Raw genomic sequence first — 14,651 nt, 5'->3', positions numbered from 1 at the left:
CCCCAATCTCGCCGTGTTCACCTTCGGCGCGGCAGCGCTGCTCGCCGCGTGCGAGCGCGAGCCCGCCGAGGGCGCCGCGACCGCGGTGGAGGCGCAGGCCACCCCCGCCGCACCGGTGGCGCGCGCCCCGGACGCGCCCGCGGCGGCACCCGGGCAGTGAGCGTCGAGCGGGTCCGCGACAATCGCTCCGAACAGGAGTTCGAGCTGACGATCGCGGGCGAACGCGCGGTCGCGGCCTATCAGCTCGAGGGCGACACGATCGTCTTCACGCACACGTTGGTGCCGCCCGCGATCGAGGGGCGCGGCGTGGGCTCGCGGCTGATCCGCGCCGCGCTCGACTCAGTGCGTGACCAGGGGCTGCGCGTGGTGCCGCAATGCCCGTTCGTGCGCGCCTTCATCGAGCGCCATCCGGAATATCGCGACCTGGTGCGGTGAGGCCGGGTCGAAGCAACCAAGCCCTCCCCCTTCAGGGGAGGGGCCGGGGGTGGGGCGCTTCCGCACACGCCGCATTCGTGGCGAGGCTTCACCCCAACCCCTCTCCTTCACGCCGCGCGCGCCATCCGCCACGCCGCGGCGATCTCCTCCAGCTCCGACGCCACCGCGCGGAACGGCTCGCCGTCGGTGCCGATGCTGGCGTCCACCACCTGGCGGCGGCAGCCGGCGTAGAAGCGCGCGAGCGTGCGCGAGACGTCGCCGCCGCGGTCGAAGTCGAGGTTCGCCTCCAGCGCGAACAGGATCGCGGTGGCGCGGGTCACGCGCTCGCTGCGCGTGGCGAACTGGCGGTTGTCCGCCGCCCAGGCGGCGACGCGCAGCGCCTGGGTGAGCTCCTCGTACAGCAACTGGACGAGCGCCGGCCCGTCGGCCGCGGCGGTGCGGCCGGCGAGGTCGATCTCGCGATAGGTACGCGCCGGATCGCGCAGCAGGGCGGAAGCATAGGCCATGGTCGTCTAACTCTCGCTCAACCCGTCGACTTGGTCCAATTGTCGATCTGCTGCTGCATGAACGACTGCGTGGCTTTGTAGGCGGAGACGCGCGCGTTCATGCTGGAGAACTGCTGCGTCAGCCGCGAGGTCATCTTCGTCGCCTGATCATCGACGTTGCTCTTCTGCTTGCCCAGATCGGATTGCGCCTGGAGGAAGCGCTTGGACGAGGCGCCCAGGCCGTAGATCGTGCTGCCGGTGTTGAGGTCGAGCGACTTCATCGCCGCGTACAGCCCGTTCGCACCATTGCTGCTCTTGGTGAACATCGCCTCAACCGCCTCGGGCGCGTTCTTCATCGCGCTGGTCAGCGCATTGTCGTCGACCTCGAGCTCGCCGGTGCGAGTCGTGCGCACGCCAATCGCCGCGAGCGTCGCGGGTGAGCCCGCGGCGGCGCCGGGCAGCAGCACGCGGCTGGTCAGCCCCTGCAACGTGCGCAGCAGCGTCTTGGCGGCGGGATCGGCGCGGAGCTGGCCGTTGATCGCGTCGGTCTGCTCCTTCACCACGCCCAGCACCTGGTTGTAGGTGTCGACGAAGTCCTTCACCGCGCTGCTCAGCGCGCTGTCCGGGCGGGTCGAGGTGAGGTTGGTGGTGCCGGTGCCGGTGAGGCTCAGCTTGACGCCGGCGATCAGGTCGCTGACCTCGTTGCTGCCGCGCTCGACCGAGACGCCGTCGACCACCAGCTTGGCGTTGCCCGCCTGGGTGGAGACGGTGGTCTTGTTGGTGGTGCCGAAGCCGGTGTCGAACTGCGCCAGCGGGCTGGACGAGTCGCTCGCCGCCAGCGTGAAGGCCTGCGCCGCGCCGGTGGTGCCCTTGAGCGAGAGATAGGCGCCGCCGTCGGCGTCGTTGATCACCGTGGCGGTGACGCCCGCCTTCTTGGCGTTGATCGCGGCGGCGATGCCCGACAGCGAGTTGTTGCTCGAGTCGATCGAGATCGCGAACGACTTGGCGCTGCCGTCGGTGTTGGTGCCCGCGGTGAAGCCGGTCATCGCGCCGCCGCTGGTGGTGGCGGTGCCGAGCGTCAGCGTCAGCGTGCCGGTGCCGAACGTCGCGGTCGACGGCGCCATGATCTTGGCGCTGGTGGCGATCTGCGCGGTGGCGAGCGCGTTGACGGTGACGCTGCTGTTGAGCCCCGAGGCCGAGGTGCCCGGGACCGGGCTGGCGGTGGCGACGCCGCTCATCGAGCTGTTGGGCTGGGTCGCGAGCGAGCCGCCCTCGACGAGATTCTCCAGCGCCTTGGTGAAATCCGAGATGGTGCTCTTGAGCGTCGACACGCCCGAGATCTGCGCGGTGAGCGTGTCGCTCTTCGAGCTGAGCTGCGCGCGCTTCTGCGCGAACTGCGCGTCGACCAGCTGGGTGACGAGCGCGCCGGTATCGACCCCCGAGCCCGAGCCGAGCGAGGTGAGGACCGAGTTGGCGGCGGACTGGTTGACCGACGAGGTCGACGACGGCTTGGTCGTCGCCGTCGTGCCGGTCGTCGCCGTGCTGCTGGTGCTGCTGATCGTCGTCGCCATGATGCCTCTCTAAACGACCGCTGCCCGCGGAGATTTACCCCTGTTTCTCGCCATGTTCGTCAAATCGCGCAGTGAGCGGCACATCGACCGCCGGCATCCGTCCGCCGGCGCGTTCGTTGAGCCCGAAGACGAAGGCGAGCACGGTGGCGATCGCGACATAGAGGTCGTCGCGCACCTCCTGCCCCTCGCGGCTGGTGTAATAGACCGCGCGGGCGAGCGCGGGATATTCGAGGATCGGCAGCTGCAACTCGCCCGCCGCCTCGCGGATCGCCAGCGCGGTGGCGCCGCGGCCCTTGGCCATCACCACCGGCACCTGGTCGCGCCCGCGGTCGTAGCGCAGCGCCACCGCGAAATGGGTCGGGTTGGTGAGCACGACATGCGCCTCGGTCAGCGCCTGGCGCATGCCGCCGGAGAGCATCGCACGCTGCTTGGCGCGCATATGCCCCTTCATCTCGGGATTGCCCTCGCTCTCCTTGTGCTCGTCGCGCACTTCCTGCTTGGACATGCGCAGCTTGCGCAGCAGCTGCATGACCTGGGTGGGCACGTCGACCAAAGCGATCGCGACCAGCCCCATCGCCATCACCAGCAGCACGTTGGTCATCGTCGCGCCCAGCCCGGCGAGCGCGACGGGCAGGTTGGACGAGGCGAGGCCGAAGCTGAAATGCGCGGTCTTCCACAGCATCCAGGCGCCGATCGTGCCGAGCAGGATCACCTTGAGCAGCGATTTGCCGAGCTCGATCCAGCCCGACATGCCGAGGATCCGCTTCAGCCCCGAGGCCGGGTTGATGCGTGACGCCTTGGGCGCCATCAGCGAGCCGTTCCAGCCGAAGCTGCCGAGCCCCGCCTGGCTGACGATCGCGGCGGCCACGCTGATCGCGAACAAGGAGCCGAGCGGCGTCGCCAGCTTCCACCCGGCCTCGACGAGCGGGCGCCACGGCGCGAAATCCTCGATATCGGCGCGGCCGAAGGTGAAGCTCGACGCCATCACCGCGCGGCAGGCGGTGAGCAGCCCGGGGCCGAAGAACAACAGCCACGACACGCCCGCCAGCACGACGAGCGCGGTGGCGAGGTCGCGGCTCTTGAGGATGTCGCCCTTCTCGCGCGCGTCCTTGCGACGCTTGTCGGTTGGGGCTTCTGTCTTGTCGCCACCCTCCGACATCAGCGCGCGCCCGCGAAGACGAGGCTCTGCGCTGCGGCGAGGCCCTCGCGCACGATCACCTGCATATAGTCACCCATGGCGGGCAGCGCGATCGCGAGGCTCAGCACGCCGACCGCGAGGCTCACCGGCAGGCCGACCGCGAAGAGGTTGAGCGACGGCGCCGAGCGCGACACCATCCCCATGACGAGGTTGAGGCACAGCAGCAGGAAGCCGACCGGCAGCGCCAGCAGCAGCCCGGCGAGAAAGGCATAGCCGCCGAACAGCGCGATGTCGCGCAGCTGCCCGGCCGCCAGCCAGGAGGCGCCCGGCGGCAGCGCGCGATAGCTGCGCACCACCAGGTCGACCAGCACCAGGTGCCCGTCGAGCGAGAGGAACAGCAACGTCATCATGATCGACAGGAACTGGCCGATCGCGGGGCTGGAGCGACCCGAATTGGGGTCGATCATATTGGCGAAGCCGATCCCCATCGAACCGCCGATGATCTCGCCCGCCACCAGCGGCGCGGCGAAGGCGATCTGGAGCACGAAGCCGAGCGCGAGCCCGACCAACGCCTCGGCCGCGACCGCGACGAAGGTGGCGAGCGCGAACACGCTCTGCGGGGTCTGCACGGGGGTGGTGCCGAGCACCAGCACCGCGATCGCGCCCGACAGCGCCACGCGCACGGTGAGCGGCACCGAGACGTTGCTGAACACCGGCGCGGCGATGAAGGCGGCGCCGACGCGGATCATCACGAAGATCATTGCCCACAGCTGGGGCTCGATGGCGAGGCCGAAGCCGAGCATCTATCGCGCGGTCCGTGGAGCCGGTGTTCCTGCGCACGCAGGAGCACGGCGCCCGAGGGAGCGACACCGTTCCATTTCACGCTTGTTCCCCGGCGAAGGCCGGGGTCCAGTTGGGTGGAGCGCTGTGGCTGGCACGAAACGTCTTTCGCCTGGGCCCCGGCCTTCGCCGGGGAACAGAAGAGAAGAAGGAGGTAGCAGCACGGTCACGCGCTCACCGCACCAAGTCGGGGATGCGCGCGAAGATCTCGTTGGTGAAGTCGCTCAGCAGCCCGAGGATCATCGCGCCGAACACCATGATCGACACCGCGACCACGATCAGCTTGGGGACGAAGCTCAGCGTCTGCTCGTTGATCGAGGTGGCGGCCTGGACCATGCCGAGGATCAGCCCCGACAGCAGCGCCGGGATCAGGATCGGCGCGGCGGTGAGCGCCAGCACCCACATCGTCTGGTTGGCGACGGTCAGGAAATAATCGGCGTCGACGAGCGGCTGCATGCGGGCTTCTCTATGGCGTCGCCCCGCGGCGTCGGGACAGGCGGGCTATGGCGGAACTTGGTTAACGCACCTCTACCATCGCGTCAGGTGGCGAAACTGTTGGCGAGGCTGCCCATCGTCAGCGCCCAGCCGTCGACCAGCACGAACAGCAGCAGCTTGAACGGCAACGAGATGATCGTCGGACTCAGCATCGCCATGCCCAGCGCCATCAGCACGGTGGCCACCACCAGGTCGATGACGATGAACGGCAGGAAGACGAGGAAGCCGATCTGGAAGGCGGTCTTCAGCTCGGACGTGACGTACGCCGGCAGCAGCACCGAATAAGGAATGTCGCGCGGGCTGGCATAGGGGCCGGACTTGGCCATGGCGGCGAACATGGTGACGTCCTTCACGCGCGTCTGCTTCTCCATGAAGGCGTGGAGCGGCGCGCCTGCGGCCTGGATCAGCTGCGTGCCGCCGATGCGACCCTGCGAATAAGGCTGGATCGCGGTGGTGTTGATCTGGTTGATCGCGGGCGCCATCACGAAGAAGCTGAGGAACAGCGACAGGCCGACCAGCACCTGGTTGGGCGGGGTCTGCTGCAACCCCATCGCCTGGCGCAGGATCGACAGCACGATGATGATCCGGGTGAAGCTCGTCATCATCAGCACGATCCCGGGCAGGATCGTGAGCAGCCCCATGATGATGAGCACTTGCAGCGAGAGCGACAGCGAGCCGTTGCCGGGCGTGCTCGAGGCGTCGCCGCGCGAGAGCTGGCCGAGCGCGCGGTCGACCGCGTCGCCGACGCCGGGCGCGGGCGCCGCGGGCGCGCCGGGCGGCGGCGCGGCGGGCCCGGCTTGCGCCAGCGCAGGGAAGGCGATGCACAGCATCACCGCGATGGCGGCGAGCGCGAGCAGCACGCGCCAGGTGTGCTGGCGCTTGGCGGCGCGCACGCGGATCAGCGCCGCGGTGCCGCCGGTGCGCGTGACGGTGTAATTCTGTTGCATCGTCGGCATCCGCATCCTCCTTCCCAGCGTCATCCTGAACTTGTTTCAGGATCCACGTCGCCCGCCAGACCGGGGCCTCGACCCCTGCGGCACGGTGGATCCTGAAACGAGTTCAGGATGACGGAAGGAGAGGGCACGCCTAAAATCCTCCCCGCTCGCAGGCAGGATCCCGTCTCACCCCCGCTCACCGGCGGAACTCCCGCGCCAGCGCGCGCGCCGCCTCGACCGGGTCGACCGGCGCGGTCGCGCCCTCGCCGGTCGCCGGCGTCTTGTCGACCAACGTCACGCCGCCGCGCCCGACCGAGACGAGCAACCGGCTGCCCTCGAAGTCGATCACCGCGAGTCGCAGCCCCGGCGAGATCATCATCGTCTCGCGCACCGCGATCATCCGCGTCGCGGTCTTGCCCGGCAGCCGAGTCTCGAGCCGCCGCCACAGATACAGACACCCGATCATCAAGCCGCAGACCAGCGGCAACAGCACCACCAGCTTGAGGATATAGGTCCACATCATCGTCGCGTCGCCCTTCAGCCGCGCTTCTCGGGCGCGACCAGCTCGGTCATCTTCACCCCGAAGCGGTCGCCCACCGTGACGACTTCGCCGCGTCCGATCAACGTGCCGTTAACCAGAACATCCAGCAATTCGCCCGCCTGACGGTCGAGCTCGATCACGCTGGACTCGCCGAGCGCGAGCAATTCACGCAGCGACAGCGTGGTCGAGCCGATCTCCACCGTCAGCTTGACGTCGACGTCCTGGAGCATCCGCAGATTGGCGGCGACCGCCGCGTCGATCGTGAAGCCGCTCGTCATGTCGTTCATAGCAGGGGTCCTTCGAGCTTGGAGATGCGGATCGCGGCGCGACCGTTGGAGGTGCCGACCGTGCCCATGCCGAGCGCGACGCCGCCGATCACGATCGGCACGTCGGGGCCGAAGCTGATCGGGATGACGTCGCCTTCCTTGAGATCCATCAGCTTGGCGAGCGAGATCGACGGCTCGGCCAGCACCGAGCGCACCGGCAGCCGCACGCCCATCGCGGCGCGGGTCAGCTGCGTGCGCCACTCGGCATCGACCTCGGCGGGCTTGGCCACCACCTTGCCGGTGAGCGCGACCGTGTGCGGCTTGAGCGTCGCGACCGGATAGAGCACGTCGACGAACAGCGGCTTGGCGTTGCCGCGCGCGAGGCCGAAGCGGGTCGAGATCACCACGTCGTCGCCCTCGATCCCCTGGATCAGGTTGGAGCTCAGCTCGCACCGCTCGGCGCCGAAGCTCGCGCGCGCCAGCGGCTCCCACGCGCTCTGCAACGTGCGCGCCATCGCGGCGGCGACGCGCTGCGCGAGCACGTCGGCGGCGGGGGTGAACTCGAGCGCCAGCATCGGCGAGACGTCGCCGGTGCCGCCGAAGAACAGGTCGAGCAGCTCGGCGACGAACTGCGAGTCGAGCACCACCAGCAGCGGGCGGCCGTCCATCGTCAGCGGCAGATAGGCGGTCAGCTTGTCGCCGCGCGCGGCGCGATAGTCGGCGAGACGCAGCACCTCGAGCGGCTCCGCCCAGGTGCGCGTCTCGCTGCGCCAATAGCCCTCGAACACCTGGCGTACCCCGCGCGCGGCGCGGGCCGAGAGATGCTGGAGCGTGTGGAGGTCGCCGAAGGGATGCAGCTTGCCCGCCGCCCCCGACCCGGCGCCGAGGTTGGTCACGCCGACGGGAGAGTCGGTGCGCCCACGCCCGCGCCGCTCGGTGGCGTCGGGCTCCAGGCCGAAGTCGGAGAGGTCGGGCTCGTTAACCATGCCCAGTCACTGAACCACGAAGTTGGTAAAGTAGACGTTACTGATGCCGCCGAAACCCTCTTTTTCGCGGAGGGTCTGGTTGATCGCGGCGACCAGCCGCTTCTGGAGCTGCTGTTTGCCGGCGCTGGTGAAGACCTGATCCTCGGTGGTGTCGCCGAGCGTCATGAGAATCGCCGAGCGAATCGCGATGTCGTTGGTCTTCAGGTTGTTGATGACCTTCTCGTCATAGGGCGTGGAGACCGCCACGCCGACCTGGACGAAATGCACCGAGTCCTGGAGGTTGGAGGTGAATTCCTTGTCCATCGCGAAATAATTGGAGGCATAGGGCTCGCCGCCGGCGCCCTCGGGGGTGGGGGCGCCATGGTTCTCGCTCTTGCCCTCGCCGCCTTCGGCGCTCTCGCCGCCGCCGTGGCCGCCCTCGCCGCCCTCGCCGCCCTCGCCGGCGCGCTTCTGCTCGCTCTTGGGGACGAGATGGGGCTTGTTGGGATCCTCCTTGAGCGCGGGGTGCGCGCCGCCGCCGCCGACCAGGCCGGAATTGGCGGCGTACAGGCCGGCGCCGACGCCGCCGCCCAGCAGGACGACGACGCCGACGACGCCGACCAGGATCGTCTTCATCTTGCCCTTCTTCTTGGGCGCGGCAGCTGCGGTGTCACTCATCGGTCATTCCCTCGGTTCAGGCGATGCGATCATCGGTGATGGCCGCGTCGGCGACGCGGCGGGCGGAAGCGGGGGCACGCGGCGCGCGCTGTTGCTGCGCCTGCGGCTGCTGGCGGTCGGGCTGCTGGCCGGCGTTGCTGCTCGGCGACTGGCCGGTGGCGGTCTGCGCGGCCTGCGACCCGCCGGACGACGGTTGGCCCTGCTGCGGCGTGCTGCCGGCGCCGTTGCCGCCCGGGCCGTTGCCCGTCGTCGCGCTGCCGCCGTGCTGGAGCTTGATGCCGCGCTGCTCCGCCATCTCCTGCAAGCGCGGCTGCGCGTCGGCGAGCAACGCGCGCGTCTGCGGCTGCTCGGCCATGAGCTGGACCTGCACGGTGTCGCCGTCGCGCCGCAGCGCGACGTCGATCGCGCCGAGCGCGTCGGGGACGAGCCGGATGCGCACGTCATTGGCATTGGCCATGTCGCGCAGCATCTCGATGCGATGGATCATCGCCTCGGGCCAGCGCCCGTGCGTCATGTCGAGCGGCTGCTGGGTGGCGGGCTGCGGCGCGGCGACGGCGGCGGCGGTGATTGCGCCGGTGGCGGGCTGGGCGAGCTGCGCGGTCGGCAGCGGCTCGGCGGGCGCCGTGCGCTCGTCGGCGGTGACGGCGCGGTGGATCGCGTCGGCGAAGGTGCGCGCGGCGCTCGCGATCGCGGGCGCCGCGGCGGCGGGTGCGGCAGCGGTCGGCGGCGCGACTGCAACGGGCGCGGCGCGCGGCGCCGGGTCGAGCGTCGGCGTGGCGGCCGGCTCGGGCGCGACGGTCGCCGCCGGGTCGGCCGGCGCGACGACGGGTGTGGCGACGGGTGCCGGGGCGAACGGCGCGGGCGTGGCCAGCGGCAGCGGTGCGTCGACCCGCGCCGGCGCCGCTGCGGCGATGACGGGCGCGACGCTGGCGACCGGCGCGACGGCCGCCGCGGCGGCGACCGGGGCGGCGGCGGCGGATGGACGCGCCGTCGTCGCCGGAGAGGCGGGGAAGGCGCCGGCGCGCGGGTCGGGGCTCGTCACCGGCACGTGCTCGCTCTTCGGCGCCGCCGCGACGGGAGCGGTCTCGCTCGCGACGGTGCGCTGCGGCGCGCGCAGAACGCTGGCCGGCTCGCTCGGCGGCGCAGCGGCCGGCGGGGCTGCCGCGATCGAGGACGGTGCCGGCGCGGCAACGGCCGCGGCGATCTCGTCCGCCACGGCGATCGGGGCCGGCGCCGGCCGCGCGGCGGCGCCGGCGCGCGCCGGAACGTCGGTCGGATCGGCGCGGCGCGCGGTCGCGCGTGACGGCGCGGGGCCGGCGTCGGTCGCGGAACCGACCGTCGCGGTGGCGTCGCCCGGTGGCGTCGTCGCGGCGCTCGGCCCGGCCGCGTCGGGTGCGGACGGCGCCCGCGCGGTGGACGCGGCGGCGAGCGGCGACTCGGCGGCAGCGCCGGTCGTGGGCGCGGGAGCGCGCTTCGGGGCGGCGTCACCTGTCGCGCCGCGCGGCGTCGGTGCGGGCGCGGCGGCGATCGACTCAGCCGCGGGGGCGGGCGAGCCGCCGCGGCTGGCGCGCATGTCGGCGGCGGCCGCTCGCGGCCGCGCCGTCGGCGTCGCCGTCGCCGGTGCCGGTGCCGGCTCCGCCGCCGTCGCGGGTGCCGCCCCGGCGGGCAGAGCGCTGCCCGGCCGAGCTTCCGCCGCGACCGCGTCGTGCACGATGGGAGACGGGGTCGGCGTCGCCGCGCGCGTCACGGCGGCGCGGGCCGGCGCGGCGATCGCCGTCGCGATGGGCGCGGCGGCAGCCTCGGTGGTCGTCGCTGGCGCGCTCGGCGCGGGCGCGACCGGCAGCGTGATCGGGGGCGGCGGGTCGGCCGCCACGACCGGCGTCGCCGGCGGCAGCTCGCCCGGCGCCACCGTCGGGGTCTCGCCCGCGGTCGGTTCCGTCGCCGCCGGCTCCTCCGCCGTCGCGGCGCGGTCCGCCGCGAGCGACGGCGCGGCAGCGGTTACGGTCTCACGCGCCGGGGCGGGCAGCTCGGGCGCGATCGCGCGCCGGACCGCGGCGGTGCGCCCGAGGACGGTACCGGCCGGCAGCGGCACGGTGTGGCGTGGTGTCGCCGGCGCGGCGACCGCGTCGGCAAGGGCGGGCGCGGGCGGCACGTCGAGCCCGGTGGCGTCGGCGAGCCAGGCGAGCGCGGCCTCGCCCGTTGGACCCGCGGCGAGTGGCGTGACCTCGCCGGGCGTGGCCGGCAAGCCGCTGCCGGGAACGGCAAGCGCCTGCCGCTCGCCGCCCGCGGCTGCCGTCGCGACGTCGAGCGCGGGCGCAACGAGATCGAGGAAGGTGCCGCCCGCCACCGCGAGCTTGGCGCGCCCGCCCGCCCCGGCGGCGAGCGACTCGCCGGCGGGCGCGCCGGGGGTCGCCAGCGCGCCGGGGGCGGCGGTCAGCAGCAGGCTCGCAATCGTGGTCAAGGCAGGCTCCGGGCGCTGGTGGAAGGATACGGTCCACCATCAGCAAGAGCCGTGCCGTTTCGCCGCGGGTACCGCCCGGCGATCCCGACGAGACGCTCAGCGCCAGCGCACGAGCTCACCATGCCCGCACGCCGCGACGTGGTGATGCCGTCGCTCGACATCGTGCTGCCCGCCGACGACAGGTTCGCGCGCGACTGATCGTGCGCTCGCGCGTTCGGGGGGGATGGCGACGCGCGCACCGACCCCGACCGATCGCTCCATCCCGATCGACAGCCTCGTCTTCGGCTATGGCCCGATGCTCCCGCTCGTCGCCGCCGGCGTCGGTGCCTGGGTGCTGCCCGCGCCCTGGGGCGTGCTCGCGGTGCGGCTGGCGATCATCTGGGGCGCGCTGATCCTGTCGTTCATCGGCGGGGTACGGCGCGGCTTCGGCTTCGCGCGCGCCGGGGCTGCCACCGCGGTCGAGATCGCCGCCGCGGTGGCCTATGTCACGATCGCGGGGCTGGCGCTGGTAGTGCCCTATGCCGCCACTGCCGTGGCGCTGCTGGCGGCGGGCTATGCGCTGGCGGCGCTGCTCGACCGCCGTGCCGCGCTGCGCGGCAACGCGCCGGCGCATTTCGCGCGGCTGCGCGTGCCCCAGCTGCTGCTCGGTTGCGCCGGGCTCGCCGCCTGCTGGGCCTGGATGATGACCCGCTGACGGAGCGGCGCTGTCGCGCGCCGACACGTTAACGCTTTACCCCCCGGTTTGACGAAGAACGGCCGAAGGTGGAACAGTTACGCGGTTAACGCCGATTGCCGCACTGCACAAAGGGCCGTACGGGACCCAAGCGCCCGCCGAGGTGTTGTCACGGACGAAGCGGGCGCCCCGCGCGCTCCGGGGGAAAGGGAATAACGTTGACCGAGATCGTGCCGGTGATCCTCTCGGGTGGGTCGGGTACCCGTTTGTGGCCGATGTCGCGGCCCGAAAAACCCAAACAGCTGCTGGCGCTGACCGCGGACGAGACGATGCTCCAGCTCACCGCCGCGCGCGCGCACGGTGACGCCTTCGCCGCGCCCGTGGTGGTCGCCAACGCCGCGCACGCCGACGAGGTGGAGGCGCAGCTCGCCGGCATCGGCGCCGCGCCGAGCGCGCTGATCCTCGAGCCCGCCGGCCGCAACACCGCGCCCGCGATCGCGCTCGCCGCGCTGGTGGCGAAGGGCAACAGCCCGCTGCTGGTGATGCCGTCGGATCATGTTATCGCCGACCGCGAGGCGTTCCATGCCGCGATCCATGCCGCGCTGCCGCTGGTCGAGCAGGGCTGGCTCGTCACGTTCGGCATCACCCCCGACGCGCCCGAGACGGGCTATGGCTATATCAAGGTGGGCGAGGAGATCGCCGCCGGCGTCCACCGCGTCGCGCGCTTCGTCGAGAAGCCGCAGCGCGACGTCGCCGAGGCGATGGTGGCGGCGGGCGACCATGCCTGGAACGGCGGCATCTTCCTGTTCTGCGCGGAGGCCTATCTGGCTGCGCTGGAGGCGCACCGGCCCGATATCCTGGCGGCGGTGAAGCGCTCGCTCGACGGCGCGCGGCGCGACGGCACGCGCATCTATCCCGAGGCCGAGGCCTTCGCCGCCTCGCCGTCCGACTCGATCGACTATGCGGTGATGGAGAAGGCCGAGCGCGTCGCGGTGGTGCCGGTGGCGATGGGCTGGAACGACGTCGGCAGCTGGGACGCGCTCCACGCGATCAGCGCGGGCGACGAAGGCGGCAACGTGGTGGCGGGCGAGGTGATTCTGCTCGACTCGCGCAACTGCCTGGTGCGCAGCGACGGCGCCAAGGTGGCGATGGTCGGGGTGGAGGACCTGATCGTGGTCGCCAGCGGCACCGACATCCTGATCCTGCCGCGCGGCCGCAGCCAGGACGTCAAGCTGCTGCTCGCGGCGATGAAGGAGTAAGGGCGGGACGTCGCACGATCTCCGCCGGCCAGGGAAGCCGATCTAGAGCAACTCAGGCGACTCCCCTTCAGGGGAGGCGTTGGGGAGGGGGCGCTCCGCTAAAACGGCGCTTGTGGAAGCGCCCGACCCCCGACCTCTCCCCTTCAGGGGAGGGGAGAGGTCGTCTTCCGTCGTGCCGCTCCGACGCTGACGGGGAGGCCCTCAGCCGATCAGCAGCCCCGCCAGCGCGGCGCTCATCAGGTTCGCCAAGCTGCCCGCCGCCAGCGCGCGCAGGCCGAGCCGCGCGATCGTCGGGCGCTGGTTGGGCGCGAGGCTGCCGGTCACCGCCATCTGGATCGCGATCGAGGAGAAATTGGCGAAGCCGCACAACGCGAAGGTGACGATCGCGATGGTGCGCGGGCTGAGCTGCGCCGCCTGCTTGCCGAGATCGATATAGGCGACGAACTCGTTAAGCACGATCTTCTCGCCGAACAGCCCGCCCGCGATCCCGGCCTCGCGCCACGGCACGTTGAGCAGGAACATCACCGGCTGGAAGACATAGCCGAGCAGCCCCTGGAAGCTCAGTTCGGGATGGCCGAACCAGCTGCCGACGCCGCCGAGCAGCCCGTTGGCGAGCGCCACCAGCGCGACGAAGGCGAGCACCATCGCGCCCACCGCCACCGCCAGCTTGACGCCGGTCTGCGCGCCTTGTGCCGCCGCCATGATGAGGTTGGCGGGCTTCTCCTCGTCGTGGCTGGCGTCGGGCAGCGGCTCGCCCGCGACCGGGTGCGCCGCCTCGCTCGGCAGCGCCGCCGGCCCGATCCCCGCCGCGGTGCGGCGATGATCGGCCAGCGCGACCTCGCGCGGCACGCCCGGCACGTCGCCCAGCGCCAGCTCGCCCTCGGGCGGGAGACGACGGTCGGGCATGATGATCTTGGCCATCAGGATCCCGCCCGGCGCCGCCATGAAGCTGGCGGCGAGCAGATAGTCGATGCTGATTCCCATCGAGGCATAGGCCGCGAGGATCGTCCCCGCCACGCCCGCCATGCCGCTGGTCATCACGGTGAAGACCTGCGGCGGGGTGAGCCCGGCGAGATAGGGGCGGATCACCAGCGGCGACTCGCTCTGGCCGACGAAGATGTTGGCGGCGGCGCACAGGCTCTCCACCTTGCTGGTGCCGATCAGCTTCTCGATCGCGCCGCCGAGCCAGCGCACCACCAGCTGCATCACGCCGAGATAATAGAGGATCGACACCAGGCTGGCGAAGAAGATGATCACTGGCAGCGCGGCGATGGCGAAGCTCTGCCCGCCCACGGCCGGACTGGCGAGGTTGCCGAACAGGAATTCGGTGCCGCGCTGCGAATAGCCGAGCAGCGCGGCGACGCCGGCCGAGGCGCCGGCGAGCGCGGCGCGCCCGGGCGTCCAGTAGAGCACGATCACCGCGATCAGCGCCTGGAGCGCGAAGGCGCTGCCGACGACGCGCGGGCGGATCGCGCGGCGGTCGGCGGAGAGCAGCACCGCGAGCAGCAGGATCACCGCGATGCCCGCGAGACCGATCAGGATTCTCTGCATTCGTCTTCTTTGATGTGAGCCGCGGGGAGGGCGCGCGGTGCGGCGCGCACGCGGGGGCGGATCATACAGCGGTGGCCGCGCGCCGCCAGCCATGTTCGCGCGACTCGGGCGGGGTGTGCCGGATTCGCAACGGGTTGGGGGGAGTTCCGACGCGAAGTGCGGAGATCCTCCCCGCTTGGCGGGGAGGGGGACCACCGCGCGCGGCGCGGTGGTGGAGGGGGCTCGCCACGTAAGCTGCCTATCGAGAGAAGGCGAGCGCAACCGGAGCGGTCGAGGGCTCGCGGGAAGCGCGCCGCCTGCGGCAGCCCCCTCCATCACCGGCCTGCGGCCGGCGGTCCCCCTCCCCGTGCCGGGGAGG

General features: G+C 71.8%; 16 protein-coding genes. 4 read left to right on the top strand and 12 right to left on the bottom strand.

Annotated features, from left to right (window positions below; genetic code table 11):
* The first annotated feature begins 156 nt into the window (after positions 1-156).
* Complete coding sequence (locus tag QBJ89_RS19585) at positions 157-435, top strand: GNAT family N-acetyltransferase (RefSeq protein ID WP_277982143.1); 279 nt, start codon at positions 157-159, stop codon at positions 433-435.
* Between the two features lie 107 nt (positions 436-542).
* Here the strand turns inward: QBJ89_RS19585 and QBJ89_RS19580 are convergent, their stop codons facing one another.
* From QBJ89_RS19580 to QBJ89_RS19530, 11 genes are all read right to left on the bottom strand, one after another.
* Positions 543-941: a flagellar protein FliS gene (locus QBJ89_RS19580; RefSeq protein WP_219750848.1), complete on the bottom strand. Its 399-nt coding sequence runs from the start codon at positions 939-941 to the stop codon at positions 543-545.
* 17 nt (positions 942-958) lie between these two features.
* Positions 959-2,491: a flagellar filament capping protein FliD gene (fliD, locus tag QBJ89_RS19575; RefSeq protein WP_277982142.1), complete on the bottom strand. Its 1,533-nt coding sequence runs from the start codon at positions 2,489-2,491 to the stop codon at positions 959-961.
* Positions 2,492-2,525: 34 nt separating this feature from the next.
* On the bottom strand, positions 2,526-3,650 hold the full coding sequence (locus tag QBJ89_RS19570) for an EscU/YscU/HrcU family type III secretion system export apparatus switch protein (protein ID WP_277982141.1): 1,125 nt from the start codon (positions 3,648-3,650) through the stop codon (positions 2,526-2,528).
* Positions 3,650-4,432 (bottom strand): flagellar biosynthetic protein FliR, encoded by a 783-nt coding sequence (gene fliR, locus QBJ89_RS19565; RefSeq protein ID WP_277982140.1) that lies wholly within the window; start codon positions 4,430-4,432, stop codon positions 3,650-3,652. Before fliR ends, QBJ89_RS19570 begins: the two co-directional genes overlap by 1 nt.
* Positions 4,433-4,643: 211 nt before the next feature.
* Positions 4,644-4,925: a flagellar biosynthesis protein FliQ gene (fliQ, locus tag QBJ89_RS19560; protein ID WP_277982139.1), complete on the bottom strand. Its 282-nt coding sequence runs from the start codon at positions 4,923-4,925 to the stop codon at positions 4,644-4,646.
* 83 nt (positions 4,926-5,008) lie between these two features.
* Positions 5,009-5,920 carry a flagellar type III secretion system pore protein FliP gene (gene fliP / locus QBJ89_RS19555; RefSeq protein ID WP_277982138.1) on the bottom strand — a complete coding sequence of 304 codons (912 nt, stop codon included), beginning with the start codon at positions 5,918-5,920 and terminating at the stop codon, positions 5,009-5,011.
* A 175-nt stretch (positions 5,921-6,095) separates the two neighbouring features.
* Positions 6,096-6,422 (bottom strand): flagellar biosynthetic protein FliO, encoded by a 327-nt coding sequence (locus tag QBJ89_RS19550; protein WP_277982137.1) that lies wholly within the window; start codon positions 6,420-6,422, stop codon positions 6,096-6,098.
* A 14-nt stretch (positions 6,423-6,436) separates the two neighbouring features.
* A complete protein-coding gene (fliN, locus tag QBJ89_RS19545; RefSeq protein WP_277982136.1) occupies positions 6,437-6,727 on the bottom strand; it encodes a flagellar motor switch protein FliN in 291 nt (96 codons plus the stop codon).
* Entirely contained in the window at positions 6,724-7,692 is a 969-nt protein-coding gene (locus tag QBJ89_RS19540; protein ID WP_277982135.1) for a flagellar motor switch protein FliM, read from the bottom strand. Before QBJ89_RS19540 ends, fliN begins: the two co-directional genes overlap by 4 nt.
* A gap of 6 nt (positions 7,693-7,698) precedes the next feature.
* On the bottom strand, positions 7,699-8,349 hold the full coding sequence (locus QBJ89_RS19535) for a flagellar basal body-associated FliL family protein (protein ID WP_277982134.1): 651 nt from the start codon (positions 8,347-8,349) through the stop codon (positions 7,699-7,701).
* Between the two features lie 16 nt (positions 8,350-8,365).
* Positions 8,366-10,810 (bottom strand): flagellar hook-length control protein FliK, encoded by a 2,445-nt coding sequence (locus tag QBJ89_RS19530; protein ID WP_277982133.1) that lies wholly within the window; start codon positions 10,808-10,810, stop codon positions 8,366-8,368.
* A 51-nt stretch (positions 10,811-10,861) separates the two neighbouring features.
* On the opposite strand from QBJ89_RS19530, the gene QBJ89_RS19525 reads away from it, so the two are divergent.
* The 3 genes from QBJ89_RS19525 (at position 10,862) to QBJ89_RS19515 (ending at position 12,742) form a co-directional block, all read left to right on the top strand.
* Positions 10,862-11,008 carry a hypothetical protein gene (locus QBJ89_RS19525; protein WP_277982132.1) on the top strand — a complete coding sequence of 49 codons (147 nt, stop codon included), beginning with the start codon at positions 10,862-10,864 and terminating at the stop codon, positions 11,006-11,008.
* A gap of 25 nt (positions 11,009-11,033) precedes the next feature.
* Positions 11,034-11,504: a DUF3429 domain-containing protein gene (locus QBJ89_RS19520; protein ID WP_277982131.1), complete on the top strand. Its 471-nt coding sequence runs from the start codon at positions 11,034-11,036 to the stop codon at positions 11,502-11,504.
* Positions 11,505-11,701: 197 nt separating this feature from the next.
* Positions 11,702-12,742 carry a mannose-1-phosphate guanylyltransferase/mannose-6-phosphate isomerase gene (locus QBJ89_RS19515; RefSeq protein ID WP_277982130.1) on the top strand — a complete coding sequence of 347 codons (1,041 nt, stop codon included), beginning with the start codon at positions 11,702-11,704 and terminating at the stop codon, positions 12,740-12,742.
* A gap of 201 nt (positions 12,743-12,943) precedes the next feature.
* Here QBJ89_RS19515 and QBJ89_RS19510 read toward each other — a convergent pair whose 3' ends face one another.
* The gene (locus tag QBJ89_RS19510) at positions 12,944-14,293 is read right to left on the bottom strand and encodes a NupC/NupG family nucleoside CNT transporter (RefSeq protein ID WP_277982129.1); all 1,350 of its coding nucleotides are present in this window, start codon (positions 14,291-14,293) and stop codon (positions 12,944-12,946) included.
* Positions 14,294-14,651: the final 358 nt, after the last annotated feature.

Source organism: Sphingomonas phyllosphaerae, assembly GCF_029623345.1.
GTDB lineage: Bacteria > Pseudomonadota > Alphaproteobacteria > Sphingomonadales > Sphingomonadaceae > Sphingomonas > Sphingomonas phyllosphaerae_C.
Note: the sequence above shows the minus strand (reverse complement) of the source record. Positions and strands in the feature narration are given on the sequence as shown.